The 26764-nt window shown below is 68.7% G+C and carries 40 protein-coding genes; 39 read left to right on the top strand and 1 reads right to left on the bottom strand.

The features are described from left to right. Positions 1–63: 63 nt before the first annotated feature. The 39 genes from AB0I42_RS04580 to truA all read left to right on the top strand — a co-directional run bounded on the left by AB0I42_RS04580 (position 64) and on the right by truA (position 25170). Positions 64–429: a hypothetical protein gene (locus tag AB0I42_RS04580; protein WP_357534117.1), complete on the top strand. Its 366-nt coding sequence runs from the start codon at positions 64–66 to the stop codon at positions 427–429. Between the two features lie 524 nt (positions 430–953). Beyond that, on the top strand, positions 954–1454 hold the full coding sequence (locus tag AB0I42_RS04575; RefSeq protein ID WP_357534115.1) for a hypothetical protein: 501 nt from the start codon (positions 954–956) through the stop codon (positions 1452–1454). A 443-nt stretch (positions 1455–1897) separates the two neighbouring features. Further along, entirely contained in the window at positions 1898–2272 is a 375-nt protein-coding gene (gene rpsL / locus AB0I42_RS04570) for a 30S ribosomal protein S12 (RefSeq protein WP_007465318.1), read from the top strand. Between the two features lies 1 nt (position 2273). Further along, the gene (gene rpsG, locus AB0I42_RS04565; RefSeq protein WP_212823082.1) at positions 2274–2744 is read left to right on the top strand and encodes a 30S ribosomal protein S7; all 471 of its coding nucleotides are present in this window, start codon (positions 2274–2276) and stop codon (positions 2742–2744) included. A 38-nt stretch (positions 2745–2782) separates the two neighbouring features. Beyond that, the gene (gene fusA, locus AB0I42_RS04560; protein WP_357534113.1) at positions 2783–4879 is read left to right on the top strand and encodes an elongation factor G; all 2097 of its coding nucleotides are present in this window, start codon (positions 2783–2785) and stop codon (positions 4877–4879) included. 135 nt (positions 4880–5014) lie between these two features. Then, entirely contained in the window at positions 5015–6208 is a 1194-nt protein-coding gene (gene tuf, locus AB0I42_RS04555; RefSeq protein WP_212823058.1) for an elongation factor Tu, read from the top strand. Between the two features lie 294 nt (positions 6209–6502). Then, positions 6503–6811 (top strand): 30S ribosomal protein S10, encoded by a 309-nt coding sequence (gene rpsJ / locus AB0I42_RS04550; RefSeq protein ID WP_007073037.1) that lies wholly within the window; start codon positions 6503–6505, stop codon positions 6809–6811. A 12-nt stretch (positions 6812–6823) separates the two neighbouring features. Continuing rightward, positions 6824–7486, top strand: coding sequence for a 50S ribosomal protein L3 (rplC, locus tag AB0I42_RS04545; RefSeq protein ID WP_357534111.1), 663 nt, complete (start codon positions 6824–6826; stop codon positions 7484–7486). Next, entirely contained in the window at positions 7486–8139 is a 654-nt protein-coding gene (rplD, locus tag AB0I42_RS04540) for a 50S ribosomal protein L4 (RefSeq protein ID WP_357534109.1), read from the top strand. The genes rplC and rplD overlap by 1 nt, the downstream gene beginning before the upstream one ends. Next, entirely contained in the window at positions 8136–8438 is a 303-nt protein-coding gene (gene rplW, locus AB0I42_RS04535; RefSeq protein ID WP_212823052.1) for a 50S ribosomal protein L23, read from the top strand. Before rplD ends, rplW begins: the two co-directional genes overlap by 4 nt. A 12-nt stretch (positions 8439–8450) precedes the next feature. Then, positions 8451–9290 carry a 50S ribosomal protein L2 gene (rplB, locus tag AB0I42_RS04530; RefSeq protein WP_212823050.1) on the top strand — a complete coding sequence of 280 codons (840 nt, stop codon included), beginning with the start codon at positions 8451–8453 and terminating at the stop codon, positions 9288–9290. 14 nt (positions 9291–9304) lie between these two features. Continuing rightward, a complete protein-coding gene (gene rpsS, locus AB0I42_RS04525) occupies positions 9305–9586 on the top strand; it encodes a 30S ribosomal protein S19 (protein WP_212823048.1) in 282 nt (93 codons plus the stop codon). Positions 9587–9624: 38 nt separating this feature from the next. Continuing rightward, entirely contained in the window at positions 9625–10104 is a 480-nt protein-coding gene (gene rplV / locus AB0I42_RS04520; RefSeq protein WP_357534107.1) for a 50S ribosomal protein L22, read from the top strand. Beyond that, the gene (gene rpsC / locus AB0I42_RS04515) at positions 10104–10961 is read left to right on the top strand and encodes a 30S ribosomal protein S3 (RefSeq protein WP_357534105.1); all 858 of its coding nucleotides are present in this window, start codon (positions 10104–10106) and stop codon (positions 10959–10961) included. Before rplV ends, rpsC begins: the two co-directional genes overlap by 1 nt. Positions 10962–10964: 3 nt before the next feature. After that, positions 10965–11390 (top strand): 50S ribosomal protein L16, encoded by a 426-nt coding sequence (rplP, locus tag AB0I42_RS04510; RefSeq protein ID WP_212823035.1) that lies wholly within the window; start codon positions 10965–10967, stop codon positions 11388–11390. Continuing rightward, positions 11390–11626, top strand: coding sequence for a 50S ribosomal protein L29 (gene rpmC, locus AB0I42_RS04505; RefSeq protein ID WP_357534103.1), 237 nt, complete (start codon positions 11390–11392; stop codon positions 11624–11626). The genes rplP and rpmC overlap by 1 nt, the downstream gene beginning before the upstream one ends. Then, positions 11623–11898 (top strand): 30S ribosomal protein S17, encoded by a 276-nt coding sequence (gene rpsQ / locus AB0I42_RS04500; protein ID WP_357534101.1) that lies wholly within the window; start codon positions 11623–11625, stop codon positions 11896–11898. The genes rpmC and rpsQ overlap by 4 nt, the downstream gene beginning before the upstream one ends. 96 nt (positions 11899–11994) lie before the next feature. After that, entirely contained in the window at positions 11995–12363 is a 369-nt protein-coding gene (gene rplN, locus AB0I42_RS04495; RefSeq protein WP_212823021.1) for a 50S ribosomal protein L14, read from the top strand. Further along, complete coding sequence (rplX, locus tag AB0I42_RS04490) at positions 12360–12680, top strand: 50S ribosomal protein L24 (RefSeq protein WP_212823019.1); 321 nt, start codon at positions 12360–12362, stop codon at positions 12678–12680. The genes rplN and rplX overlap by 4 nt, the downstream gene beginning before the upstream one ends. Further along, positions 12680–13249 (top strand): 50S ribosomal protein L5, encoded by a 570-nt coding sequence (gene rplE, locus AB0I42_RS04485; RefSeq protein ID WP_357534099.1) that lies wholly within the window; start codon positions 12680–12682, stop codon positions 13247–13249. The genes rplX and rplE overlap by 1 nt, the downstream gene beginning before the upstream one ends. A gap of 4 nt (positions 13250–13253) precedes the next feature. Then, complete coding sequence (locus AB0I42_RS04480; RefSeq protein WP_007073023.1) at positions 13254–13439, top strand: type Z 30S ribosomal protein S14; 186 nt, start codon at positions 13254–13256, stop codon at positions 13437–13439. A gap of 73 nt (positions 13440–13512) precedes the next feature. After that, positions 13513–13920 (top strand): 30S ribosomal protein S8, encoded by a 408-nt coding sequence (gene rpsH, locus AB0I42_RS04475; protein WP_212823015.1) that lies wholly within the window; start codon positions 13513–13515, stop codon positions 13918–13920. Between the two features lie 75 nt (positions 13921–13995). Then, positions 13996–14538 carry a 50S ribosomal protein L6 gene (gene rplF, locus AB0I42_RS04470; RefSeq protein ID WP_357534097.1) on the top strand — a complete coding sequence of 181 codons (543 nt, stop codon included), beginning with the start codon at positions 13996–13998 and terminating at the stop codon, positions 14536–14538. Positions 14539–14546: 8 nt separating this feature from the next. Continuing rightward, positions 14547–14924, top strand: coding sequence for a 50S ribosomal protein L18 (gene rplR / locus AB0I42_RS04465; protein ID WP_357534154.1), 378 nt, complete (start codon positions 14547–14549; stop codon positions 14922–14924). A 30-nt stretch (positions 14925–14954) separates the two neighbouring features. Then, positions 14955–15569, top strand: coding sequence for a 30S ribosomal protein S5 (gene rpsE, locus AB0I42_RS04460; protein WP_357534096.1), 615 nt, complete (start codon positions 14955–14957; stop codon positions 15567–15569). Positions 15570–15571: 2 nt separating this feature from the next. Beyond that, complete coding sequence (gene rpmD / locus AB0I42_RS04455) at positions 15572–15754, top strand: 50S ribosomal protein L30 (protein WP_212827709.1); 183 nt, start codon at positions 15572–15574, stop codon at positions 15752–15754. Beyond that, entirely contained in the window at positions 15754–16197 is a 444-nt protein-coding gene (gene rplO, locus AB0I42_RS04450) for a 50S ribosomal protein L15 (RefSeq protein WP_357534094.1), read from the top strand. The genes rpmD and rplO overlap by 1 nt, the downstream gene beginning before the upstream one ends. Before the next feature lie 242 nt (positions 16198–16439). After that, entirely contained in the window at positions 16440–17783 is a 1344-nt protein-coding gene (gene secY, locus AB0I42_RS04445; RefSeq protein WP_357534093.1) for a preprotein translocase subunit SecY, read from the top strand. Then, the gene (locus tag AB0I42_RS04440; RefSeq protein ID WP_357534092.1) at positions 17784–18437 is read left to right on the top strand and encodes an adenylate kinase; all 654 of its coding nucleotides are present in this window, start codon (positions 17784–17786) and stop codon (positions 18435–18437) included. 72 nt (positions 18438–18509) lie between these two features. Then, positions 18510–19361 carry a type I methionyl aminopeptidase gene (gene map, locus AB0I42_RS04435; protein ID WP_357534090.1) on the top strand — a complete coding sequence of 284 codons (852 nt, stop codon included), beginning with the start codon at positions 18510–18512 and terminating at the stop codon, positions 19359–19361. An 89-nt stretch (positions 19362–19450) separates the two neighbouring features. Continuing rightward, positions 19451–19990 carry a DUF1707 domain-containing protein gene (locus AB0I42_RS04430; RefSeq protein WP_357534152.1) on the top strand — a complete coding sequence of 180 codons (540 nt, stop codon included), beginning with the start codon at positions 19451–19453 and terminating at the stop codon, positions 19988–19990. A gap of 243 nt (positions 19991–20233) precedes the next feature. Then, the gene (gene infA / locus AB0I42_RS04425; protein ID WP_007073013.1) at positions 20234–20455 is read left to right on the top strand and encodes a translation initiation factor IF-1; all 222 of its coding nucleotides are present in this window, start codon (positions 20234–20236) and stop codon (positions 20453–20455) included. A 95-nt stretch (positions 20456–20550) separates the two neighbouring features. Then, positions 20551–20667 carry a 50S ribosomal protein L36 gene (gene rpmJ, locus AB0I42_RS04420; protein WP_212822987.1) on the top strand — a complete coding sequence of 39 codons (117 nt, stop codon included), beginning with the start codon at positions 20551–20553 and terminating at the stop codon, positions 20665–20667. Positions 20668–20842: 175 nt separating this feature from the next. Continuing rightward, positions 20843–21223, top strand: a complete 381-nt coding sequence (gene rpsM / locus AB0I42_RS04415) for a 30S ribosomal protein S13 (RefSeq protein WP_357534088.1) — start codon at positions 20843–20845, stop codon at positions 21221–21223. Between the two features lie 185 nt (positions 21224–21408). Then, on the top strand, positions 21409–21816 hold the full coding sequence (gene rpsK, locus AB0I42_RS04410) for a 30S ribosomal protein S11 (RefSeq protein WP_007073011.1): 408 nt from the start codon (positions 21409–21411) through the stop codon (positions 21814–21816). A gap of 13 nt (positions 21817–21829) precedes the next feature. Then, a complete protein-coding gene (gene rpsD / locus AB0I42_RS04405; protein WP_357534086.1) occupies positions 21830–22456 on the top strand; it encodes a 30S ribosomal protein S4 in 627 nt (208 codons plus the stop codon). A gap of 178 nt (positions 22457–22634) precedes the next feature. After that, complete coding sequence (locus AB0I42_RS04400) at positions 22635–23657, top strand: DNA-directed RNA polymerase subunit alpha (RefSeq protein ID WP_357534084.1); 1023 nt, start codon at positions 22635–22637, stop codon at positions 23655–23657. Between the two features lie 31 nt (positions 23658–23688). Continuing rightward, positions 23689–24261, top strand: coding sequence for a 50S ribosomal protein L17 (rplQ, locus tag AB0I42_RS04395; protein WP_357534082.1), 573 nt, complete (start codon positions 23689–23691; stop codon positions 24259–24261). Between the two features lie 72 nt (positions 24262–24333). Next, positions 24334–25170 (top strand): tRNA pseudouridine(38-40) synthase TruA, encoded by an 837-nt coding sequence (truA, locus tag AB0I42_RS04390; protein WP_357534080.1) that lies wholly within the window; start codon positions 24334–24336, stop codon positions 25168–25170. Here truA and AB0I42_RS04385 read toward each other — a convergent pair. Beyond that, the gene (locus AB0I42_RS04385; protein ID WP_357534078.1) at positions 25155–25850 is read right to left on the bottom strand and encodes a hypothetical protein; all 696 of its coding nucleotides are present in this window, start codon (positions 25848–25850) and stop codon (positions 25155–25157) included. The genes truA and AB0I42_RS04385 overlap by 16 nt on opposite strands. Positions 25851–26764 lie beyond the last annotated feature (914 nt).

The following is a 26764-nucleotide window of genomic DNA, read 5'->3' as shown; positions in this document are numbered from 1 at the left end:
CGCGGGGCGGTCCCTTGTTCCTGCCGCCCGCGCCCCGGCGCCCGGTCTTTGTAGGCTGGGGTGGTGAACACGACGCCGGTAACCGTCCCGCCGCCCGCGGCGTCGCGCCATCCGCTCGATCCCGACCCGGTCCGGTCCACCAAGGCGATGACCGTCTTCTGGCTCGGCCTGGTCGCCGCGGTCACCGGCGTGTTCGTGGGCGGCGTCGCACCCGCCACGATCGCCCTGCTGCTGTCCCGACAGGCCCGCCGGGAGGCGTACGCGTCGGGTGGATACCTGACCGGATCGGCGTGGCTCGACCGCGGCGAGCGCCTCGCCTGGACGGGCCTCGCGCTGGCCGCCACCACCCTGGTGATCGCCCTCGTGATCGGGCTGATCAACCTGGCCAACAGCCCGACCGGGCAGGACTTCGCGCCGACCGTCGACTAGCCGTGCGGACCCGCCGGGATACCGCGACGGCCGCTCGGCGGTAGCCTGGCTCGTGCGATCCGGACGCCCCAGGCACGGTGGTCGAGGAACGGATAATCGACCGACGGGTCGGCGGCGAGTACGGACGACCGATCCGATGGATCGGCGGCGAGACGGACAGCCCGACCCGACCGGTCGGTGTGGGAAGGTTCCGGGCGCGACGCCCGGACCGGGGCGGTGCGGCCGTCGGTTGCGGAGAGGGGACGTTCGTGACGGAAGAGGTACGGTCGCAGCCGTCGGGCGAACCACCCGCGGAGCCGGCGACCACACCACCGGCGCCTGCGCCGAGCCTTCACAAGCCGTCGCCCGACCGACCGAGCGACACGTCCGCGGCTGCCGGCGCTCCGGTCGGGTTCGCCGCGCCAGCTCCGGTTCAGCCGGCGAACCCCTGGGCGCGGCCGGGTGCCCCGGCACCCCCGCCCGTCATGTCTCCGGCCGCCGCGCCGCCGCCCGCCGCCCAGATGGCAGGCTTTCCAGGAGGCGCCGTGCCCGCCGGCGGCCCGGCCCCGTACGCGCCGATGGGCGCTCCGCCGCCGGTCGTGCCGCCCGGCCACCATCACCCGCCCGCGCCCCCGAGGGAAACCTGGCGCAGGCCGAGCCGGGTCGAGCCGGTCCCCGGTACGGGGTTCGCCGTGGTGCACCTCGACGTGCCGCCGGTCACCTCGGGGCTGGCCGTCGGGGCACTCGTCGCCGGGATCGGTTCGATCCTGGTCTCGCTGCTCGTCGCCTGTTTCGGGCTGGCCGGGGCGCAGGACGGCTGGGGCGGCTGGGTGGCGGGCGCGTTCGCCGTGCTCGGCGGGCTGCTCGGGCTGGCCGGGCTCGTACTCGGGTTGATCGCGCGACGACAGATCATGCGTACGGCCGAGCCGTCGGCGGTCCGGTTCACCGGGCGCGGCTGGGCAATCGCCGCGGTGAGTTGCGGCGCCACCGGCCTGGGGATCACGGTCTTCTCGTTCGCGTTGGCGCTGCTGTTGCAGCTGGCCTGACCGCGTGCGGGGGCCCGAAGCCGGTCGCCGTGCGAGCCGTTACACTTGTTGACTGGGGGTTGCTCACGACGGGCGGAAATCCGTGGCGGGCAGCGACTCGATGCAAGTGTCGACGTAAGTGTGGACGCTGTGGGAGGCACACGCAGGCCCGTTTTGACCTGTGCGCTCATGGTGGGTACTCTTTCCCCTCGTGCCCGGGCGTGCCCGGGCAACTCGCGTGTGCTCGCGATCTGGCTGTAGGCCATCGACAGGCGCCGTGAGAAGACAAAACCGACGCGTTCGGAAGTTCGCGTCAAACCGCGGGCCTGGCGACACGCCCGACCGCGGGTGCCGGGGCTCCTGACGGAAGACCTGGTCGGAATGTAGTAGAGCCGCCCGCCCGGGTGGCTACGGCAGAACAGCGCGGCCGCGTGAGAAGCGGCCGAAGGGAGCGGAGAAACCCGGTGCCCACCATTCAGCAGTTGGTCCGTAAGGGCCGACAGGCCAAGACGACCAAGACGAAGACGCCAGCGCTCAAGGGCAGCCCGCAGCGCCGTGGCGTCTGCACGCGCGTCTACACCACCACCCCGAAGAAGCCGAACTCCGCGCTGCGCAAGGTCGCGCGTGTGAAGCTCAGCAGCCAGATCGAGGTGACCGCCTACATCCCGGGCGTCGGCCACAACCTTCAGGAGCACTCGATCGTGCTCGTGCGTGGCGGCCGTGTGAAGGACCTCCCCGGCGTGCGTTACAAGATCGTCCGCGGCTCGCTGGACACCCAGGGCGTCCGCAACCGCAAGCAGGCCCGTAGCCGTTACGGCGCGAAGAAGGAGAAGAGCTGACATGCCGCGTAAGGGCCCCGCTCCGCGCCGCCCCCTGGTCGCGGACCCGGTTTACAACTCGCCGCTGGTCACCCAGCTGGTGAACAAGATCCTCCTGCGCGGAAAGCGTCAGCTGGCCGAGCGGATCGTCTACGGAGCGCTCGAGGGCTGCCGCGAGAAGTCGGGCACCGACCCGGTAGTCACGCTCAAGCGCGCGATGGACAACGTCAAGCCGACCCTCGAGGTCCGCAGCCGCCGTGTCGGTGGCGCGACCTACCAGGTGCCGGTCGAGGTGCGCCCGGCCCGGGCGACCACCCTCGGGCTGCGCTGGCTGGTGACGTACTCCAAGGCCCGCCGCGAGAAGACCATGGTCGAGCGCCTCATGAACGAGCTGCTCGACGCGAGCAACGGCCTTGGTGCCGCCGTCAAGCGGCGTGAGGACACGCACAAGATGGCCGAGTCCAACAAGGCCTTCGCGCACTACCGCTGGTAATCAACGGTTCGTAGACGAGACGACAAGTAGGGATTGAAGTGGCCGCCGCAGACGCGCTCGCCAACGTACGCAACATCGGCATCATGGCGCACATCGATGCCGGTAAGACCACGACCACTGAGCGGATCCTGTTCTACACCGGCATCACCTACAAGATCGGTGAAGTCCACGAGGGCGCTGCCGTCATGGACTGGATGGAGCAGGAGCAGGAGCGCGGCATCACCATCACCTCCGCCGCCACGAAGTGCGAGTGGAAGGGCCACACGATCCAGATCATCGACACGCCCGGCCACGTCGACTTCACGGTCGAGGTCGAGCGGTCGCTGCGGGTCCTCGACGGTGCCGTCGCCGTCTACGACGGTGTCGCCGGCGTCGAGCCGCAGACCGAGAACGTGTGGCGGCAGGCCGACAAGTACAACGTTCCCCGGATGTGCTTCGTCAACAAGCTCGACCGGACCGGCGCGGACTTCTTCCGCTGCGTGCAGATGATGATCGACCGGCTCAAGGCGACGCCGCTGGTGCTGCAGGTGCCGATCGGCGCCGAGGCCGACTTCATCGGTGTCGTCGACCTGGTCGAGATGCGTGCGCTGACCTGGCGCGGCGAGACCCAGAAGGGTGAGGACTACGCGGTCGAGGAGATCCCGGCCGACCTCACCGAGCTGGCCGCCGAGTGGCGCGAGAAGCTGCTCGAGACCCTCGCCGACGTCGACGACGCGGTCATGGAGAAGTACCTCGAGGGTGAGGAACTCTCCGCCGACGAGATCAAGGCCGCCATCCGGCGGGCCACGATCGCGGGCAAGGCCAACCCGGTCCTGACCGGCACCGCGTTCAAGAACAAGGGCATCCAGCCCATGCTGGACGCGGTGGTCAGCTTCCTGCCGTCGCCGCTGGACATCCCGGCGATCGAGGGCACGGCGACCGACGGCGAGACGCCGCTGCAGCGCAAGCCCGCGGTGAGCGAGCCGTTCTCCGGTCTCGCCTTCAAGATCCAGACCGACAAGCACCTCGGCAAGCTCACGTACGTGCGGGTCTACTCCGGCAAGCTCGAGTCCGGCTCCCAGGTGGTCAACTCCACCAAGGACCGCAAGGAGCGCATCGGCAAGATCTACCAGATGCACGCCAACAAGCGGGAAGAGCGCGGCTCGGCCCAGGCTGGCGACATCATCGCCGTACAGGGTCTGAAGCAGACCACCACGGGTGACACGCTGTGCGACCCGGCCAACCCGGTGATCCTCGAGTCGATGACCTTCCCCGAGCCGGTCATCGAGGTGGCGATCGAGCCGAAGACCAAGGCCGACCAGGAGAAGCTCAGCACCGCGATCCAGCGGCTGGCCGAGGAAGACCCGACCTTCCGCGTCAAGAACGACGAGGAGACCGGGCAGACGGTCATCGCCGGCATGGGCGAGCTGCACCTGGACATCCTGGTGGACCGGATGCGGCGCGAGTTCAACGTCGAGGCGAACATCGGTAAGCCTCAGGTGGCGTACCGCGAGACCATCCGCCGCAAGGTGGAGAAGGTCGAGTACACCCACAAGAAGCAGACCGGTGGTTCGGGTCAGTACGCCCGCGTCATCGTCAGCCTCGAGCCGCTGCCGCTGGACAACGAGTCGGCGACGTACGAGTTCTCCAACGCCGTCACCGGTGGCCGCATCCCCAAGGAGTTCATCCCCTCGGTGGACGCGGGCGCCCAGGACGCCATGCAGTACGGCATCCTGGCCGGCTTCCCGCTGGTCGGCGTCAAGCTGACGCTGCTCGACGGCCAGTACCACGAGGTCGACTCGTCGGAAATGGCATTCAAGATCGCTGGTTCGATGGTGCTGAAGGAGGCGGCCCGCAAGGCCGACCCGGCGCTCCTCGAACCGATGATGGCCGTTGAAGTCACCACTCCGGAGGAGAACATGGGTGACGTCATCGGCGACCTCAACTCCCGCCGTGGCATCATCCAGGCGATGGAGGAGCGCGGCGGTGCCCGCGTCGTCCGCGCCCTGGTGCCGCTGTCGGAGATGTTCGGCTATGTCGGCGACCTGCGGTCGAAGACCCAGGGCCGGGCTAGCTACAGCATGCAGTTCGACTCCTACGCCGAGGTTCCGCAGAGCGTGGCTAAGGAGATCATCGCAAAGGCGACCGGGGAGTGATCCCCGCTCGCCTTCGGGCGAGCTGCCGTACCGGGCCTGAAGGCGTCACTGCCGCAAGACCCAAGTCGACAGAGTTCTGGGCGCCGCAATGGGCGCCCGGGGCGTACGAACCAAGAAGTCCACAGGAGGACACCAGTGGCGAAGGCGAAGTTCGAGCGGACTAAGCCGCACGTCAACATCGGCACCATTGGTCACATCGACCACGGTAAGACGACGCTGACCGCGGCCATCACCAAGGTGCTGCACGACCGGTACCCGGACGTCAACCCCTACACGCCGTTCGACGAGATCGACAAGGCGCCGGAGGAGAAGGCCCGCGGTATCACGATCTCGATCGCGCACGTCGAGTACCAGACGGAGGAGCGGCACTACGCTCACGTCGACTGCCCCGGTCACGCCGACTACATCAAGAACATGATCACCGGTGCCGCGCAGATGGACGGCGCGATCCTGGTGGTGGCGGCGACCGACGGCCCGATGCCGCAGACCCGCGAGCACGTGCTGCTGGCCCGTCAGGTCGGTGTGCCGTACATCGTCGTGGCGCTCAACAAGAGCGACATGGTCGACGACGAGGAGCTGCTCGAGCTCGTCGAGCTCGAGGTGCGCGAGCTGCTGTCGGCGCAGGACTACCCGGGTGACGACCTGCCGGTCGTCCGGGTTTCGGCGCTGAAGGCGCTCGAGGGCGACCCGCAGTGGACCGACGCGCTCATGGAGCTGATGGGTGCGGTCGACACCGCCATCCCGCAGCCGGAGCGGCAGACCGAGAAGCCGTTCCTCATGCCCGTCGAGGACGTCTTCACGATCACCGGTCGTGGCACCGTCGTCACCGGCCGGGTGGAGCGCGGTGTGCTCCTCCCGAACGAGGACGTCGAGATCGTCGGCATCAAGGACAAGGGCATCAAGACCAAGGTCACCGCGATCGAGATGTTCCGGAAGACCCTGGAAGACGCCCGCGCGGGTGAGAACGTCGGCCTGCTGCTGCGCGGTACCAAGCGCGACGAGGTCGAGCGCGGCATGGTCGTGGTGAAGCCGGGTACGAACACCCCGCACACCGAGTTCGAGGCGACCGTCTACATCCTCTCCAAGGAGGAGGGTGGCCGGCACACCCCGTTCTTCCAGAACTACCGGCCGCAGTTCTACTTCCGTACCACCGACGTCACCGGTGTCGTCACGCTGCCCGAGGGCACCGAGATGGTCATGCCGGGCGACAACACGTCGATGTCGGTCAAGCTCATCCAGCCGATCGCGATGGAGGACAACCTCAAGTTCGCGATCCGTGAGGGTGGCCGGACCGTCGGCGCCGGGTTCGTCACGAAGATCGTCAAGTAAAAGGTAACCCCGATTAGCGTTGCCGTACGAGGTACGGCATACTAGTCAGGTTGCGTCCGCGCAGGGTGGTTGGCTGCCCAGCAGTCAACCACCCTCGCACGGTGTCCGGCCCGTGGAGACACGGTCGGCGCCTCGACCCCCGGACGGGGTCAGCCCCGCGAAACACCCCAGGTCGGCTCGGTTATCCGGGGCGGAGCCTGGCTCCAGGGCGCGACACGCCCGACCGCGGGGGTGGGCGGAAGCCGGGGGAAGCCCCGCGACACAGCGGCATCGAGAGAAGGAACAGAAGCCACCATGGCGGGACAGAAGATCCGCATCCGGCTCAAGGCCTACGACCACGAGGTCGTCGACTCCTCGGCGCGGAAGATCGTCGAGACGGTGACGCGCACCGGGGCGCAGGTCGCAGGCCCGGTGCCGCTGCCCACGGAAATCAACCGTTTCTGCGTCATCCGGTCGCCGCACAAGTACAAGGACTCGCGCGAGCACTTCGAGATGCGCACGCACAAGCGTCTGATCGACATCATCGACCCGACCCCGAAGACGGTCGACTCGCTCATGCGCCTCGACCTGCCGGCTGGCGTCGACATCGAGATCAAGCTGTAGGGACTGCGACTAATGGACAGGCAAGTTAAGGGCATCCTGGGCGCCAAGCTCGGCATGACCCAGGTCTGGGACAACAATCGGGTTGTGCCGGTGACCGTGGTGCAGGCCGGCCCGTGCGTCGTGACCCAGGTGCGAACCGGTGACAAGGACGGCTACTCGGCCATCCAGCTGGCGTACGGCGCGATCGACCCCCGCAAGGTCAAGAAGCCGCGGGCGGGTCACTTCGCGAAGTCGGGTACTGCCCCGCGCCGGCACATCGTCGAGCTCCGCACGGTCGACGCGAGCGACTACGAGCTCGGCCAGGAGGTCACCGTCGACAGCTTCGCGCCCGGCGCGACGATCGACGTGACCGGTAAGACCAAGGGCAAGGGCTTCGCCGGTGTCATGAAGCGGCACGGCTTCCACGGCCTGCGTGCCAGCCACGGTGTCGAGCGCAAGCACCGCTCGCCCGGTTCCATCGGCGCCTGCGCGACCCCCGGTCGCGTCTTCAAGGGCGTGCGGATGGCCGGCCGCATGGGTGGTGTGCGCTACACGGTGCAGAACCTCACCGTGCAGGCGGTCGACGCCGAGAACAACCTGCTGCTCGTGAAGGGCGCCATCCCCGGCCCCAAGGGCGCGCTGGTGCTGGTCCGCTCGGCGGCCAAGACCCAGGCCAAGAAGGGCGGTGTGAAGTAATGGCGACGGTTGACGTCCTCAGCGCCGAAGGCGGCAAGAGCGGTTCGGTCGACCTCCCGGGCGAGATCTTCGACGTACAGGCCAACGTGCCCCTGATGCACCAGGTCGTGGTGGCCCAGCTCGCGGCCGCCCGCCAGGGCACGCACAAGGCCAAGACCCGCGGCGAGGTCGCCGGTGGCGGCAAGAAGCCGTACAAGCAGAAGGGCACCGGCCGGGCCCGGCAGGGCTCGATCCGCGCCCCGCAGTTCGCCGGCGGTGGCGTCGTGCACGGCCCCGTGCCGCGTGACTACAGCCAGCGGACCCCGAAGAAGATGAAGGCCGCCGCACTGCGTGGCGCGCTCTCCGACCGGGCCCGCGCCGGCCGCGTGCACGTGGTCGAGGCGTTCGTCACCGGTGAGAAGCCGTCGACCAAGGCCGCCATCGCCACGCTGCGCAAGGCCACCGAGGCCCGGCGGGTGCTGGTCGTGCTGAGCAGCACCGACGAGCTGAACTGGTTGTCGCTGCGTAACGAGGCGAGCGTGCACCTGATCGAGGCCGGCCAGCTCAACACCTACGACGTGCTGGTCGCCGACGATGTGGTCTTCACCAAGGAAGCCCTGGACGAGTTCACGCGCGTTCCGGCGGCGTCGAAGACCGAGGAGGGCGACAAGTGACCACCATCGCCGACCCCCGCGACATCATCGTCGCGCCGGTCGTCTCCGAGAAGAGCTACAGCGAGCTGAACCGGAACTGGTACACGTTCCTGGTTCACCCGGACGCCAACAAGACCGAGATCAAGATCGCGATCCAGCAGATCTTCAACGTCCGCGTCCTGACGGTGAACACGCTCAACCGCGAAGGCAAGCGCAAGCGGACCCGTACCGGTTTCGGGCAGCGCAAGGCCACCAAGCGGGCGATGGTGAAGCTGGCTGACGGTGACCGTATCGAGGCCTTCGGCGGCCCGGTCGGCTGAGGGGTATAGACAATGGCTATCCGTAAGTACAAGCCGACGACCCCGGGCCGTCGTGGCTCCAGCGTCGCCGACTTCGCCGAGATCACGCGGTCGACTCCCGAAAAGTCGCTGCTGGCTCCGCTGCCGAAGAAGGGTGGGCGCAACGCCCACGGCCGGATCACCGCGCGGCACCAGGGCGGTGGACACAAGCGTCAGTACCGTCTGATCGACTTCAAGCGGGTCGACAAGGACGGCGTGCCGGCGAAGGTCGCCCACATCGAGTACGACCCCAACCGCACCGCGCGGATCGCGCTGCTGCACTACGCCGACGGCGAGAAGCGCTACATCATCGCGCCGAAGGACCTGAAGCAGGGCGACACGGTCGAGTCGGGCCCCACGGCCGACATCAAGCCGGGCAACAACCTGCCGCTGCGCAACATCCCGGTCGGTACCACGATCCACGGGGTGGAGCTGCGTCCGGGGGGCGGTGCCAAGCTGGCCCGCTCGGCCGGCGTCGGCATCCAGCTGCTCGGCCGGGAAGGCGCCTACGCCACGCTGCGGATGCCGTCCGGTGAGATCCGGCGGGTCGACGTGCGGTGCCGGGCGACCGTCGGGGAGATCGGCAACGCCGACCAGTCAAACATCAACTGGGGCAAGGCCGGCCGTATGCGCTGGAAGGGCAAGCGCCCGACCGTCCGTGGTGTCGCCATGAACCCGGTCGACCACCCGCACGGTGGTGGTGAGGGTAAGACCTCCGGTGGTCGCCACCCGGTCAACCCGCAGGGTAAGCCCGAAGGCCGTACCCGTCGTAAGGGCCAGCCGAGCGACCGGCTGATCGTCCGCCGCCGCTACGCGACCCGCAAGCGCGGCTAAGGAGAAGTCAAGACATGCCTCGCAGCCTGAAGAAGGGCCCGTTCATCGACGACCACCTGCTCAAGAAGGTGGAGACGCAGAACGAGAAGGGCTCGAAGAACGTCATCAAGACCTGGTCGCGACGCTCGACGATCATCCCCGAGATGCTGGGGCACACGATCGCGGTGCACGACGGGCGCAAGCACGTCCCGGTGTTCGTCACCGAGTCGATGGTCGGGCACAAGCTCGGCGAGTTCGCGCTCACCCGCACGTTCAAGGGTCACGAGAAGGACGACCGGAAGAGCCGCCGCCGCTGACGCGGCAGCCACGGATAGAGGATCAAGGGGTTTCAGCGATGCCAGTTAAGGGCGACGCTCCGGTGCTCCCGGGCGCGCGGGCGATTGCGCGTTACGTGCGCATCTCGCCGAACAAGGCGCGCCGGGTGGTCAACCTCGTCCGCGGTTTGCCCGCGAAGGAGGCGCTCACGGTGCTCCAGTTCGCGCCGCAGGCCGCGAGCGAGCAGGTCTACAAGGTGCTCGCCAGCGCGATCGCCAACGCCGAGAACAACGAGCGGCTGGACCCCGACGCGCTGCTCGTCAGCGAGGCGTTCGTCGACGAGGGCCCGACCATGAAGCGGTTCCAGCCGCGCGCGCAGGGCCGGGCCTACCGGATCCGCAAGCGCACCTGCCACATCACCATTGCGGTGGAAGCGGTTGCGCCGGCGGCGCGTCAGGCGAAGAAGGCCGCGGCGAAGAAGGCCGCGCCCGCCGAGGCGAAACCGGAGACCAAGGCGCAGGCCAGCGAGTCTGCGAGTAACACGGAAGGTGCCGAGTAATGGGTCAGAAGGTTCACCCGCACGGGTTTCGGCTCGGCATCTCGACCGACTGGAAGTCCCGTTGGTACGCCGACAAGCTCTACAAGGACTACATCGCCGAGGACGTCAAGATCCGGCGGATGATGTCCAAGGGCCTGGAGCGGGCGGGTATCTCGAAGGTCGACATCGAGCGGACCCGCGACCGGGTCCGGGTCGACATCCACACCGCCCGGCCGGGCATCGTCATCGGCCGTAAGGGTGCCGAGGCCGACCGGATCCGTGGCGAGCTGGAGAAGCTGACCGGCAAGCAGGTGCAGCTCAACATCCTCGAGGTGAAGAGCCCCGAGTCGGACGCGCAGCTCGTGGCGCAGGGCGTCGCCGAGCAGCTCTCCAGCCGGGTCAGCTTCCGGCGGGCGATGCGCAAGGCGATGCAGTCGGCGATGAAGAACTCGATCGTCAAGGGCATCCGGGTGCAGGTTTCCGGCCGCCTCGGCGGTGCGGAGATGAGCCGTACGGAGTTCTACCGCGAGGGTCGCGTTCCGCTGCACACGCTGCGCGCCAACATCGAGTACGGCTTCTTCGAGGCCCGTACCACCTTCGGTCGGATCGGCGTGAAGGTCTGGATCTACAAGGGCGACGCCGTGCCGGGCCGGGAGGCTCCGGCCGAGGCGGGTCCCGCGCGTCCCCGTCGGGAGCGCGGCGACCGGCCCGAGCGGCCGCGTCGTGGTCGCTCCGGTTCGACCGGCACGACCGCCGGCGGCACCGAGGCCGGACGGGCCGCGCAGGCTGCGCAGGCCGCGGAAGCCCCGAACGACAGCGCCGCCGCGGCGGCCGCCCCGGCTTCGGCCGGGAACGACAGCTCAGCGCAGGAGGGCTGACACATGCTGATGCCGCGCAAGCCCCCGAAGGGCTTCCGCAAGCCGCACCACCCGGATCGCAGCGGCGCTTCCAAGGGCGGCAACCGGGTGGTCTTCGGCGAGTTCGGTATCCAGGCGCTCGAGCCGGCGTACGTCACCAACCGGCAGATCGAGTCGGCCCGTATCGCCATGACCCGTCACATCAAGCGTGGTGGCAAGGTCTGGATCACCGTCTTCCCGGACCAGGCCCTCACCAAGAAGCCGGCCGAAACCCGGATGGGTTCCGGTAAGGGTTCGCCGGAGTGGTGGGTCGCGAACATCAAGCCCGGCCGGGTTCTGTTCGAGATGTCCTTCCCCAACGAGCAGATCGCGCGTGAGGCCATGCGCCGCGCGATCCACAAGCTCCCGATGAAGTGCCGCATTGTGACGCGCGAAGTGGGTGAATCCTGATGGCAGCGGGCGTTAAGGCCGCCGAGCTGCGTGAGCTCTCCGACGAGGAGCTGGTCACGAAGCTCCGCGAGGCCAAGGCGGAGCTGTTCAACCTCCGCGTGCAGAGCGCGACCGGGCAGTTGGACAACAACCGCCGGCTCCAGGTCGTTCGTCGGGAGATCGCCCGGATCTACACGATCATGCGTGAGCGTGAGCTGGGGCTCTCGGTCGCGCCGGATGAGGTGACTGCAGCATGACCGAGAACACGGCCGCCGCTCCGCGGGCCCAGCGCAAGGTGCGCGAGGGGCTTGTGGTCAGCGACAAGATGGAAAAGACCGTCGTCGTCGAGGTCGAGGACCGGGTCAAGCACCCGCTGTACGGCAAGGTCATGCGCCGGACCAGCAAGCTGAAGGCGCACGACGAGCAGAACTCGTGCGGCATCGGCGACCGGGTCCTGCTGATGGAGACCCGCCCGCTGTCTGCCACCAAGCGGTGGCGGGTCGTGGAGATCCTGGAAAAGGCCAAGTAGCGAAGGCTTCGAGCTCGTCCGGCGTCGCCGGGCGCGGGTTCCGCCAGGCTCCGGCCGCGCGAGCGGCCGGAGAACCGGCAGACATAGGAGATAGACGTGATTCAGCAGGAGTCGCGACTGCGCGTCGCCGACAACACGGGTGCCCGGGAGATCCTGTGCATCCGGGTGCTCGGTGGCTCCGGTCGGCGCTACGCGGGCATCGGCGACGTCATCGTGGCCACCGTCAAGGACGCGATCCCGGGTGCCGGTGTGAAGAAGGGCGACGTCGTCAAGGCGGTCATCGTCCGCACCGCCAAGGAGAGGCGGCGCCCGGACGGTTCGTACATCCGTTTCGACGAGAACGCCGCCGTGATCATCAAGGACGGTGGTGACCCGCGCGGGACCCGTATCTTCGGGCCTGTCGGGCGTGAGCTGCGGGACAAGCGGTTCATGAAGATCATCAGCCTCGCCCCGGAGGTGTTGTGACTGTGAAGGTCAAGAAGGGCGACACGGTCATCGTCATCGCCGGCAAGGACAAGGGTGCCAAGGGCAAGGTCATCGCGGCCTACCCGCGGCAGGACAAGGTCCTGGTCGAGGGCGTGAACCGAGTCAAGAAGCACGAACGCATCCGCACCACCCAGCGCGGCGCGAAGACCGGTGGCATCGTCACCCAGGAGGCTGCGATCCACGTCTCGAACGTGCAGATCCTCGACTCCGACGGCAAGCCGACCCGGGTCGGGTACCGGTTCGACGACAACGGCCAGAAGGTCCGCATCGCGCGTAGCAACGGTAAGGACCTGTGATGACCACGGCTACCGAGACCAAGATCACCCCGCGCCTCAAGGAGCGGTACCGCAACGAGATCATCGGGCAGCTGCGCGAGCAGTTCCAGTACGGCAACCCGATGCAGGTGCCCGGCCTCGTCAAGATCGTCGTCAACATGGGTGTCGGTGAGGCTGCCCGCGACGCCAAGCTGATCGAGGGCGCGGTCCGCGACCTGGCCACGATCACCGGCCAGAAGCCGCAGGTACGTCGGGCCACCAAGTCCATCGCGCAGTTCAAGCTGCGGGAGGGCATGCCGATCGGTGCCAAGGTCACGCTGCGTGGCGACCGGATGTGGGAGTTCCTCGACCGGTTGTTGTCGATCGCGCTGCCGCGTATCCGCGACTTCCGCGGTCTCGACGGGCGCAAGCTCGACGGGAACGGCAACTACACGTTCGGTCTGACCGAGCAGTCGGTGTTCCACGAGATCGACCAGGACCGGATCGATCGTCAGCGGGGCATGGACATCACGGTGGTCACGACCGCCACGACCGACGACGAGGGCCGGGCGCTGCTGAAGTTCCTGGGCTTCCCGTTCAAGGAGAACTGAGCGAATGGCCAAGAAGGCGCTGATCCTCAAGGCGGCCGCGAAGCCGAAGTTCTCGGTTCGCGCGTACACCCGCTGCCAGCGTTGCGGGCGTCCGAAGGCGGTCTACCGCAAGTTCGGCCTCTGCCGGGTGTGCATCCGGGAGATGGCTCACCGCGGTGAGCTGCCCGGCGTGTCCAAGGCTTCCTGGTAACTAGCTATTGCTCTTCGCCGTAGGCCCGGGGCGCGAGCCCCGGGAACCCCGGCGAGAAAGGCTGACAGAACCCATGACGATGACCGACCCGATCGCAGACATGCTCACTCGTCTGCGTAACGCCAACCAGGCGTACCACGACCAGGTGACGATGCCCTACTCGAAGATCAAGGCGAACATCGCCGAGGTTCTCAAGGCCGAGGGCTACATCGCGACCTGGTCGGTCGAGGAGCCCGCGGAGGGCGCCGTCGGCAAGCGACTGGTCGTCGAGCTGAAGTACGGCCAGAACCGCGAGCGGAGCCTGGCCGGCATCAAGCGCGTCTCCAAGCCCGGTCTGCGGGTCTACGCCAAGTCGGACGGGCTCCCGCGGGTGCTCGGTGGACTCGGTGTGGCGATCATTTCGACGTCGCAGGGACTGCTGACCGACCGGCAGGCCCGCAAGCGGAGCGTTGGCGGGGAAGTCCTCGCCTTCGTCTGGTAACGGGGGCCCTGGCGTGAGCACCAAGTGCGCCGCGAAGCGGAGCCCCGCAGTCGCGAACGAAGGAAATGATCGATAATGTCGCGTATTGGACGTAAGTCGATCCCGGTGCCGGCTGGCGTCGAGGTCACGATCGACGGGCGGACCGTGAAGGTCAAGGGCCCGAAGGGCGAGCTGTCGCACACCCTCGCCGAGCCGATCACGGCTGAGCGCAGCGAGGACGGCGAGCTGCACGTCAACCGGCCGAACGACGAGCGGCGCGCCAAGGAGTTGCACGGCCTGAGCCGGACCCTGGTCGCCAACATGATCGTCGGGGTGACGGACGGCTACCGCAAGAGCCTGGAGATCCGGGGCACCGGTTACCGGGTCGCGGCCAAGGGCAGCGACCTCGAGTTTGCGCTCGGGTTCTCGCACCCGGTCCTCGTGACCCCGCCGGCGGGTATCACCTTCACGGTGGAGAAGCCGACGCTGTTCCACGTGGCCGGCATCGACAAGCAGCTCGTCGGTGAGGTCGCCGCGAACATCCGGAAGATCCGTCCGCCGGAGCCCTACAAGGGCAAGGGTGTCAAGTACCTGGACGAGGTAATCCGCCGTAAGGCTGGAAAGGCAGGTAAGAAGTGACCGCCACGCTGCTCAAGCGTCGTCGCGGCGTCGCTGCCAAGCGCGCCGTCGGGCGGGCGCGTCGGCACTTCCGGGTGCGCAAGAACATCAGCGGCACCGCCGAGCGTCCGCGCCTGGTCGTCACCCGTTCGCTGCGGCACATCACGGCCCAGATCGTCGACGACACCAAGGGACACACCCTGGCGTCGGCCTCGACCCTGGACGCGTCGATCCGCGGTGCCGAGGGTGACAAGAGCGCCCTGGCGGGCAAGGTCGGCGCACTGCTCGCCGAGCGTGCCAAGTCCGCTGGCGTTTCCAAGGTCGTCTTCGACCGTGGTGGCAACCGGTACGCGGGGCGTCTCGCCGCGCTCGCCGACGCCGCCCGCGAAGCCGGGCTTGAGTTCTAACCCCGTCACGAGAAGGAAGGAAGGCTGCTGATGCCAGGTCAACAGCGCCGTGGCGGCGGGTCCGGTGGCAACGAGGGTGGTCGCCGCGACAACCGCCGTGAGGGCGGCCGCGGAAACGCGCCCGTCGAGAAGACCCCGCACCTTGAGCGGGTAGTCGCCATCAACCGGGTGGCCAAGGTCGTGAAGGGTGGTCGTCGCTTCAGCTTCACCGCCCTGGTGATCGTGGGCGACGGTGACGGCACCGTGGGTGTGGGCTACGGAAAGGCCAAGGAGGTGCCCGCGGCGATCGCCAAGGGCGTCGAGGAGGCCAAGAAGCACTTCTTCAAGGTGCCCCGGATCGCCGCGTCGATCCCGCACCCGGTGCAGGGCGAGGACGCCGCTGGCGTCGTCCTGCTCAAGCCGGCCAGCGCCGGTACGGGTGTCATCGCCGGTGGCCCGGTGCGTGCCGTGCTGGAGTGCGCCGGTATCCACGACGTGCTCTCGAAGAGCCTCGGCTCGTCGAACCCGATCAACATCGTGCACGCGACCGTGGCCGCTCTGAAGGCCCTCGAATCGCCGGAGGCGGTCGCCTCCCGTCGGGGTCTTCCGGTCGAGGACGTAGCGCCGGCGGCCATGCTGGCGGCCCGCGCGGGTGTGGGGGCATGACGATGGCACGTCTCAAGGTCACCCAGCTCCGGTCCGAGATCGGTGCCAAGCGCAACCAGCGTGAGTCGCTGCGGTCGCTCGGTCTCAAGCGGATCAACGACGTGGTGGTCAAGGAGGACCGGCCCGAGATTCGGGGCATGATCTTCACCGTGAACCACCTCGTGAAGGTCGAGGAGGTCGACTAATGACGATCAAGGTTCACCACCTTCGTCCGGCCCCCGGTGCCAAGACCGCCAAGACCCGTGTGGGTCGCGGTGAGGGCTCCAAGGGCAAGACCGCCGGTCGAGGCACCAAGGGTTCGAAGGCCCGCAAGAACATCTCGGCGGCGTTCGAGGGTGGGCAGATGCCTATCCACATGCGCCTGCCGAAGCTGAAGGGCTTCAAGAACAAGAACAAGGTCGTGTTCCAGGTGGTCAACCTGGACCGGCTCGCGGAACTCTTCCCCGAGGGCGGCCAGGTGGGCCCGGCCGAGCTGGTCGAGGCCGGCGCGGTACGCAAGGGCCAGCCGGTCAAGGTTCTCGGCACCGGTGAGCTGGGCGGCGTCCAGCTCCAGGTGTCGGCCCAGGCGTTCAGCGCCTCGGCCAAGGAGAAGATCGCCGCTGCCGGTGGCTCGGTAACAGAGCTGTAAGGAAGTACTGGGATCGTGGCGTCCGATCAGTTGGAACCAACTGGCGGGCGCCACGGTCTACTAAGGGACCAATCGTCCCGTTAATATCGGTGCCGGTGGATGTGGCAGGACGCACCTGCCCTGAAACCGATTGGACTGTTACAGTCCGAGTCCCAGCCATGGATTTCGGGCCCCACCCGCCCGGGACCAACCCTGACCGCCACTGACTCAGCCGGCGGCCCGCCTCGCGCAGGAGGAAAGAGTTGCTCTCCGCCTTCAGCAGTGCGTTCCGCACGCCTGACCTGCGCAAGAAGCTGCTGTTTACAGTGGCTATCGTCGCGATCTACCGGCTCGGCGCGACGATCCCCAGCCCCGGCGTGTCCTACGGCAACGTGCAGAACTGCATCGACGCCATGGAGAACGGGGAGACCAGCGGTGTCTTCACACTGCTGAACCTCTTCTCCGGTGGAGCGCTGCTCTCGCTGTCGGTCTTTGCGCTCGGCATCATGCCGTACATCACAGCCTCGATCATCCTGCAGCTGCTCACAGTCGTGATCCCGCGACTCGAGCAGCTTCGCAAGGAGGGCCAGTCCGGTCAGGCGAAGATCACCCAGTACACCCGCTACCTGACTCTCGGGCTCGGTGTGCTCCAGGCGTCGGCCTTCGTCGCGCTGGCCCGCTCCGGCCAGCTCTTCCAGGGCAACTGCCCGCAGACCGACCCGCAGTTCGCGATCATCCCCACCGGCACCGGTCTGCCGACCTGGCTCACCGTCACGGTTCTGGTCATCACGATGACCGCCGGCACCGGCCTGGTCATGTGGCTCGGCGAGCTCATCACCGACCGCGGCGTCGGCAACGGCATGTCGGTCCTGATCTTCACCTCGATCGCCGCCCGGCTCCCCAGCGAGGGTTGGTCGATCAAGACCACCAACGGTTGGGGCATGTTCGCCCTCGTGATCGCCCTGGTGCTGATCGTCATCACCGCGGTGGTCTTCATCGAGCAGGCGCAGCGCCGCATCCCGGTGCAGTACGCGAAGCGGATGATCGGCCGCCGGATGTACGGCGGAACCTCGACCTACATCCCGCTGAAGGTCAACCAGGCCGGTGTCATCCCGGTCATCTTCGCCTCGTCGCTGCTCTACCTGCCCCAGCTCGGCCTTCAGTTCTTCGACCCGAACGACCCGGGCGACGTCCAGATCTGGGTGCAGAACAACCTGGCCGACCCGCGTAGCCCGATCTACATCGCGGTCTACTTCCTGATGATCATCTTCTTCACGTACTTCTACGTCTCGATCACGTTCAACCCGACCGAGGTCGCGGACAACATGAAGAAGTACGGCGGTTTCGTCCCCGGCATCCGCCCGGGCAAGCCGACCGCGGAGTACCTCGACTTCATCCTGAGCCGGATCACCCTGCCGGGCGCGCTCTACCTGGGCCTCATCTCGATCCTGCCGAACTTCTTCTTCATCTGGCTCAACAGCGACCAGTACGTGAACTTCCCGTTTGGTGGCACCGCGGTGCTCATCATGGTCGGCGTCGGATTGGAAACCGTGAAGCAGATCGAGAGTCAACTCATGCAGCGGAACTACGAAGGGTTCCTGCGGTAAATGAGACTGGTTCTGGTTGGCCCCCCGGGGGCGGGGAAGGGGACCCAGGCGGAGTTCATCGCCGCTCACCTGTCCGTGCCCAAGATCTCGACGGGGGACATCTTCCGGGCCAACGTCTCCCAGGGCACCCCGCTGGGAGTCGAGGCCAAGCGGTACATGGACGCGGGCAAGCTGGTCCCGGACGAGGTCACCATCAACATGGTCCGGGGCCGGCTCGCCGAGCCGGACGCTGCCGAGGGGTTCCTGCTCGACGGGTTCCCCCGGACGACCCCGCAGGCCGCGGCCCTGGACAAGCTGCTCGCCGACCTCGGGACCGCGCTCGACCTCGTCATGGAGCTGGTCGTCGACGACGACGAGGTGATCCGGCGGCTTTCCGGCCGGCGCACCTGCCGGGGCTGCGGCAAGATCTGGCACGTCGAGTTCGACGCGACCACGCGGGAAGGGGTCTGCGACCGGTGTGGCGCCGACCTCTTCCAGCGTGACGACGACAAGGCCGAGACGATCGCCGAGCGGCTGGTCGAATACGCGCACAAGACGGCGCCACTGGTCGACTACTACGGCGCCCAGGGCAAGCTGGTCGGTATCGACGCGACCGGGCCGGTGGAAGACGTCACGGTACGGGCTATCGACGCACTGCGGTCGTACGGCGGTTAGGCTCGATCAAGTGGTCGCGTACCGGTTCCTCGGCACGCACCGCGACCGTCAACGGAAGGCCCGATACCTCCAATGCGCCGTCAGCGGCTGAACATCCAGCTAAAGACCCCTGAGCAGATCGACCTGATGCGTGCCGCGGGGCTGGTCGTCGCGGCCGCCCTGGCCCGGATGCGCGAGGCGGTGGCGCCCGGGATCACCACGGCCGATCTGGACGCGATCGCCGAGTCGGTGATCCGGGACGCGGGGGCGATCCCCTCGTTCAAGGGCTACCACGGGTTCCCGGCCACGATCTGCTCCTCGGTCAACGAGCAGATCGTGCACGCCATCCCGTCGCCGCGCCAGGTACTGCGGAACGGCGATCTCATCTCGATCGACTGCGGGGCCGTACTCGACGGCTGGCACGGGGACGCGGCGATCACGGTGGGCGTGGGCGACGTGGACCCGGCCCTGCTGCGGATGGCCGAGGTCGCCGAGGACGCGATGTGGGCGGGTATCGCGGCGGCGGCCCAGGGTGCCGCCGCCGGCCGGGGGCGGCTCACCGACATCTCCCACGCCGTCGAGACGGCGGTTCGCAAGGGCGGCCGTTACGGCATCGTCGACGGGTACGGCGGGCACGGCATCGGGACCGAGATGCACCAGGACCCGCACGTGCTCAACCACGGCCGGCCGGGACGTGGCCCGGCGCTGGTGCCGGGCATGGCGCTGGCGATCGAGCCGATGATCACGATGGGATCGCCCAAGACCGCCGAACTGGCCGACGGTTGGACCGTGGTCACCCGGGACGGGTCGGTCGCGGCGCACGTCGAGCACTCCTCGGCGATCCTCGACGACGGCATCTGGGTGCTGACCGCACCGGACGGCGGCCGGGGCCGGCTGGGCGATCTGGTGACCGCGCGACAGCCGGCGACGTCCTCGCCGGCGTGACGGCGACGCCCGGCGGCACGGACGGTCGACCGGCGCGAACCTCCTGGGGCGGAGGTGGCATCCTCGTAGGCATGGATCGGCGTGAAGACATGCGCGCGGCGGACTCCGATCGGGAGGCGGTCGCCGAGCAACTCCGGGTCGCGTTGAGCGAAGGCCGGCTTGAACTGCACGAATACGACGAACGGCTACAGCAGGTCTACCTCGCGAAGACGTACGCCGATCTTGACGGGTTGCTCTCGGACCTGCCGGGCACCATCCCCGCGGCGAAGGCGCAGCTCGTGCCGATCGGGGAGAAGGGCGAGTTCGCGGCGCCCGAGGCGGACGGGCACTATCCGCACGCGACGCGGCGTTGGCTGGCCGACACGTGGGACGGCTACGGCCTCACGGTCGGCATCGTGGTCGGCATCTGGGCGGTCATCTGCCTGATGAGCCAGGAGTTGATCTACTTCTGGCCGGGATGGGTGGCCGGGCCGTGGGGGGCGGTGCTGATCGCGATCACGATCAGCGGTCTGGTCACCGGCGAGCCGCAGAAGTGGGCGGCGAAGGAAGCCCGTAAGCGACAGGCCAAGGCGGAGAAGAAAGCGCGCAAAAAGGCGCAAAAGGAATCTGAGGACGAGTACGACGACTGAACCGCGACCTGCGGTCGGGTGACCGAGACCTCGGTTTGCCGTCGATACCTGGGCGCGCGTACACTGGCTGATCGGCGCACAGCGTCCACTCCATCATGCCCACCCCGCGCTTCCGGTGGGTCTTGGAGCCGCGGCTGGCGCGGATCGTTCCACCTCGCGAGGGGCACGTCCCCCGCGGGCGGGGTGATCCGTGAAAGGTGCTGTGTGCCATCCGGATAAACCGACGTCAGGACAGCGGAGGACATGCCGAAAAAAGACGGGGCCATTGAAATCGAAGGCCGGGTCATCGAGCCACTGCCGAACGCGATGTTTCGGGTGGAGTTGGCCAACGGTCACAAGGTGCTGGCTCACATCAGTGGCAAGATGCGGCAGCACTACATCCGCATCCTGCCCGAGGACCGGGTAGTCGTCGAGCTCTCGCCCTACGACCTGACCCGCGGGCGCATCGTCTACCGCTACAAGTAACACCTGACGACGGCCGGGATGTCCCCGTGTCCGTCCTCGAAGTCCGGCGCGTGACGCGTCGCGCCGCCGGGTGTAGATGGGAAGTAAGGCAAACCGTGAAGGTCAAGCCGAGCGTCAAGAGGATCTGCAACAACTGCCGGGTCATCCGGCGGCACGGCCGGGTCATGGTCATCTGCAAGACCGACCCGCGCCACAAGCAGCGCCAGGGCTGAGTCCCTGCCGCTGGCAGATCGCACAACCGAACAAGCTCGTCCCAGCCGCGGGAGTTTCGCCCCTGAGGGCGCACACGCGCGGCAGACCCCCGGTCGGAGGCCGGGGCCCGTCTGGGCAGGCGGGGTGGGTCGGGCACAGACCTCCGTGAGGAAAACACGAGGAGTACGCCCGCACATGGCACGTCTAGTCGGCGTCGATCTCCCCCGCGACAAGCGGTTGGAGATCGCGCTCACCTACATCTTCGGGGTCGGCCGGACCCGCGCGATCGAGACCCTGACCGCGACCGGCATCAGCCCCGACAAGCGCACCAAGGACCTCACCGACGAGGAGCTGGTCCAGCTCCGCGATCACATCGAGGCCAACTACAAGGTTGAAGGTGACCTGCGCCGCGAGGTCGCCGCCGACATTCGCCGCAAGGTCGAGATTGGCTGCTACGAGGGCATCCGGCACCGCCGTGGTCTTCCCGTCCGGGGGCAGCGGACCCGCACCAACGCCCGTACCCGTAAGGGCCCGAAGCGGACCGTCGCCGGCAAGAAGAAGGCCGGTAAGAAGTAGGTCCTTGATCGGAACTGGTGGTCGTTCGCCGTCGTGGTTGACCGGGCCGCTACCGATCTGGGGTCTACGGAAGTTGACGGGGTCAGACGGGTCGTTCGTCGTCGAAGAGCACGGCGACGAGCCGCCGAGAACGGCCGTGCGATCAGCAACCGATCTTTTGGAAACAAACAGGAGCGCACTGACTTATGCCACCTAAGGCTCGTGCCGGAGCCGCTGTAAAGAAGGTCCGGCGCAAGGAACGCAAGAACGTCGCCCACGGGCAGGCGCACATCAAGAGCACCTTCAACAACACCATCGTGTCGATCACCGACCCGACCGGTGCGGTCATCTCCTGGGCCTCCGCTGGCCAGGTGGGCTTCAAGGGCTCCCGCAAGTCGACCCCGTTCGCCGCGCAGCTCGCCGCCGAGGCGGCTGCCCGTCGGGCGATGGAGCACGGCATGCGCAAGGTCGACGTGTTCGTCAAGGGCCCCGGCTCCGGCCGGGAAACCGCCATCCGTTCGCTGCAGGCCGTCGGCCTCGAGGTCGGGCAGATCTCCGACGTCACGCCGCAGCCGCACAACGGGTGCCGTCCGCCGAAGCGTCGCCGGGTCTGAGAGGTAGATAGAGATGGCTCGTTACACGGGTGCCGACTGCCGTCGTTGCCGGCGCGAGAAGATGAAGCTGTTCCTCAAGGGCAGCAAGTGCGACGGGCCGAAGTGCCCGTTCGAATCGCGTCCCTTCCCGCCCGGCCAGCACGGCCGTGGTCGGACCAAGGAGACCGAGTACCTGCTCCAGCTCCGCGAGAAGCAGAAGGCCCGCCGCGTCTACGGCGTGCTCGAGCGGCAGTTCCGCGGCTACTACGAGGAGGCCGTGGCCAAGCAGGCCAAGACCGGTGAGGTCCTCCTCCAGATCCTCGAGTCGCGGCTCGACAACGTGGTCTACCGGGCTGGCTACGCCAAGTCCCGCGACATGGCCCGCCAACTGGTCAAGCACGGCCACTTCACGGTCAACGGCACGAAGGTCGACATTCCTTCGTACCGCGTGAAGGAGCACGACATCATCGAGGTCCGGGCGAAGTCCAAGGAGATGACGCCGTTCATCGTGGCGCAGGCCGAGGCCGGCTCGCGCACCGTTCCGGCCTGGCTCGAGGCGATCCCGAGCCAGATGAAGATCCTCGTGCACTCGCTCCCGGCCCGCCAGGTCATCGACACGCAGGTCCAGGAGCAGCTGATCGTCGAGCTCTACTCCAAGTAGTCCGGCCGGCCCCCGTGGCCGACCGGCCCGACCGACCCCGACGGGTCGACCGGGGGCTCACCCGGCCCGTCAGGGCCGGTCCGGAGCACCGCCCCGCCGGCGCGAGCCGGCGGGGCCGCTCCACACCACATTGGTTGCGGGCGTCAAATGGTGGGCGCCCCGACACAAGGAGAACGCAGTGCTCATCACCCAGCGGCCGACCCTCACCGAGGAGTCGATCAGCGAGACCCGGTCCCGGTTCACCATCGAACCGCTGGAGCCCGGCTTCGGCTACACGCTCGGCAACTCGCTGCGGCGTACGCTGCTGTCGTCCATCCCGGGCGCGGCGGTCACGTCGATCAAGATCGACGGCGTGCTGCACGAGTTCACCACGATCCCCGGTGTCAAGGAGGACGTGGTCGAGCTCGTCATGAACGTCAAGGAACTGAGCGTCAGCTCCGAGGTCGACGAGCCGGTCAGCATGTACCTGCGCAAGCAGGGCCCGGGCGACGTCACCGCCGGTGACATCCAGCCCCCGGCCGGTGTCTCGGTGCACAACCCCGACCTCAAGCTCGCGACCCTCAACGGCAAGGGCCGGCTCGACATGGAGCTGACCGTCGAGCGGGGCCGCGGCTACGTGACGGCCGCGCAGAACAAGCAGGCCGGCGCCGAGATCGGCCGCATCCCGGTCGATTCGATCTACTCGCCGGTGCTGAAGGTGACCTACCGGGTCGAGGCGACCCGTGTCGAGCAGCGCACCGACTTCGACCGCCTGATCATCGACGTCGAGACCAAGGCGTCGATCGGGCCGCGGACCGCGATCGCGTCCGCCGGCTCGACCCTGGTCGAGCTCTTCGGCCTGGCCCGCGAGTTGGACGAGACCGCGGAGGGCATCGACATCGGCCCGTCGCAGGGTGACCTCCAGCACGCCGCCGATCTGGCGCTGCCGATCGAGGAGCTGGACCTGACCGTACGGTCCTACAACTGCCTCAAGCGCGAGGGCATCAACACCGTTGGTGAACTCATCGGGCGTACCGAGGCCGACCTCCTCGACATCCGGAATTTCGGTCAGAAGTCGATCGACGAGGTCAAGATGAAGCTCGCCGGCATGGGGCTGGGCCTGAAGGACTCGGCGCCCAACTTCGACCCGGCGAACGTCGTGGACTCCTTCGGCGAGGTTGACTACGACACCGACGACTACCGCGAGACCGAGCAGCTCTAAGATCCGCTGCCAATACTGAGGAGCACCAACAATGCCCACGCCCACCAAGGGCCCCCGCCTCGGCGGCAGCCCGGCGCACGAGCGGCTCATCCTGGCCAACCTGGCCACCGCGCTGTTCCAGCACGGCAAGATCCGCACGACCGAGACGAAGGCCAAGCGGCTGCGCCCGCTCGCGGAACAGCTCATCACCAAGGCCAAGCGCGGTGACCTGGCCGCGCGTCGGCGGGTGCTGACCGTCGTACGCGACAAGGACGTGGTCTACACGCTGTTCGACCAGATCGCGCCGCGCTACGCCAACCGTCCGGGTGGCTACACCCGGATCGTGAAGACCGGTCCGCGCAAGGGTGACGCCGCCCCGATGGCGATCATCGAGCTGGTCGAGGAGCTCGTCGTCGCGGAGTCCGGCGGCGGCAAGAAGTCGGCTGCCCGCAAGGCGGCCCAGCAGGACAAGGTCGAGGCGCTCGCCCCCGCCGAGGCGGAGAAGCCCGAGACCAAGCCGGCCGCCGCCGAAGCGGACCAGGACGCCGAGGCGCCGGAGTCGGCGTCCGGCGACCACGGTGCGGAGGGCCCGGGCGACAAGGCCGAGGGCGAAGACACCAAGTAATCCGCCCACAAGGCACACCGGGCCCGGCACCCCGTCACGGGGTGCCGGGCCCGGTCATATTGGGAGTACGAAGTGGACGGACGAACCCGGGTACGGCTGGATGTGGCGTACGACGGCACCGACTTCTCCGGCTGGGCGGCACAGCCCGGGCGGCGTACGGTCGCCGGCGTCTTGGCCGAGACCCTGCACCGGATCTTCGGCCCGGAGGCGGTGACCGGGCTGACCGTGGCCGGCCGGACCGACGCCGGCGTGCACGCCTCCGGGCAGGTGTGCCACGTCGACCTGCCGGCCGCGGCCTGGGCCGACCGGGCCGACACGCTCGTCCGTCGGCTGTCCGGCATGCTCCCCGGCGACGTCCGGGTACGGGCGGCAACCGCCGTCCCCGACGACTTCGACGCGCGGTTCGCGGCCACCTACCGCCGGTACGAGTACCTGGTCACCGATGCCGCGCACGGGGTCGAGCCGGTGCGCCGGCACGAGATCCTGGCCTGGCCCCGGCCGCTGGACCTCGACCGGTTGAACGCGGCCGCCGCCGGCCTGGTCGGCGAGCACGACTTCGCGGCGTACTGCCGGCGCAAGGAGAACGCCACCACCCGGCGCGAGGTCACCCGCCTGGACTGGCGACGCGACACCGCCGGCATTCTGGTCGCGACCGTGCAGGCCGACGCGTTCTGCCAGTCGATGGTGCGCAGCCTGGTCGGGGCGATGCTCGTCGTCGGCGACGGGCGCCGCCCGCCGGACTGGCCGGCCGGCCTGCTGCGGCACCGCGAACGGTCCAGCGAGGTGACCGTGGCGCCGGCGCACGGGCTGACCCTCGTCGCGGTCGGCTATCCCGAGGACCCTGCCGCGTACGCGAGCCGGGCCGAGACCACCCGCCGGTTGCGGGTCGAGCCTCAGCTACCGGGCTGAGCCGCGGCCGCCGGCCCGGCCTCCCCGTCGGCGACGGTCGCCCGGCGCTCCAGCACGGTGCCGCGTAGGTGTAGTTCGATGACGTCGTAGAGGATCTGCCGGGCGTGCTGGTCGCCCGGATCGATCTCGTCGCCGGTGGCCTTCGCGATGACCGCGTATGCCAGGAAGTGGCCCCGGAAATGCCAGCCGACCTGGCCCGACGAGTGGACGACGGGTTCGGTGCCGGCTCCGGCGACCATGCCCTGGAAGCGACCGCTCTCCTCGGCGACGAGCGGCTTGATGCCTTCGTGGACCCGGCCGGCGGCGGCCTCGTCCACCAGGTTGAAGATCCCGGCGGTGAGCAGGTATTCGCCGCTCGGCGACCGGAGCGTGGCCCGTACGACCTGGGTGCAGCCGGCGCCGCCGAGCAGTTCGGCGATGCCGCCGCCCGCCGCGCCCGCGCAGTCCGGCGCCACCTCGGTCTTCAATACCTGGTAGGGCGGCTCCTTCGGGTTGATGACGAGGTCGGCGGTGGGGAAGACCTCTTCGACGGTGAGCGGCGCCGGATCGACGGCCTGTGAGGTGATGTCGCGCGGCTGTGCGACGGCCGGGCCGCCGGCGGCGCGGGCGTCGCGGCCCTTGCGCTCGTCGGCGACGAGGAAGTAGGAGGTGAGGCCGCAGACGCCGAGCAGCACCACCACGGCGATCCCGCTTATCAGGGCCTGGAGTTTCGCCTTCGCCGAGGGGCGGTTGGCGACGGGGCCGCCGATGGTGGTGTCCCGCCCGGGTTCGGGTGCGGGGGCCGGCCGGGGCCCGGGCCGAGGCCGGGCGGGGCCGGCCGGTGAACCCGCCGGTGGCGGGCCCGACCGGGTGGGACCCGGTGCCGGCGGCAGGGCGCGGGCGGGACCCGGCGGCAGGGCGCGGTTGGGACCCGGTGCCGGTGGCAGGGCCGGTCGGGCGGAACCCGGCGCTGGTGGCAGGGCACGGGTCGGGGCCGGCGACGGTGGGAGGGCCCGGGGCGGGCCGGGCGGTGCCGGCTGGCGCCGGGGCACGGGTGACGGCGCCGGGCGGTCGGGGGGCGTCCGTGCGGGGGGCGGGACCGGGGCGGGCCGTCCCTGGGCTGTCCGTGCCGGCCGGGGTGTCGGGGCAGGTGGGGTGTCCGCGTCGGCCCGGGCCCGGCGACGACCCGCCGGTGACGGGTCGTTCGCGGGACCGCGCGGGATCGCGGGTCGGTCGTCCGGAGGTGCGTACGGCTCGGTGGCCGGGCGACGGCGATGGCCGGAGGTAGGGGGCTCGGGAGGCAGGTAGCTGGGCAGGTAGTCCGCGATCGCGCCGGTGCCGGCCGGGGGCGGGTGCGGCCGGGGCGGTTTGCGGCCATCGGAAGCGGCCGGGCGGTGTGGGTCGGCCGGCTCGTCGGGTGGGCCGGACGGTGGTTGGGGTGACCGGCTGAACCGGGCGTAGGGGCTGGGTGGGGCGTGGTCGCGGCCCGGCGGGGATGGACGTCCGTCGGGGTGCGGCCGGTGCCCGTACACCATGCCGGTCAGGGTAACGGAGGTTGGAGATCCCTTACCGCACTTGAGGTTTTGCGTCAATCGAAAGAGTGGACCTTCTGGAT

The sequence above is a fragment of the Polymorphospora sp. NPDC050346 genome (assembly GCF_040655695.1).
GTDB classification, from domain to species: domain Bacteria; phylum Actinomycetota; class Actinomycetes; order Mycobacteriales; family Micromonosporaceae; genus Polymorphospora; species Polymorphospora lycopeni.
This window is presented reverse-complemented; position numbering and strand designations above follow the sequence as displayed.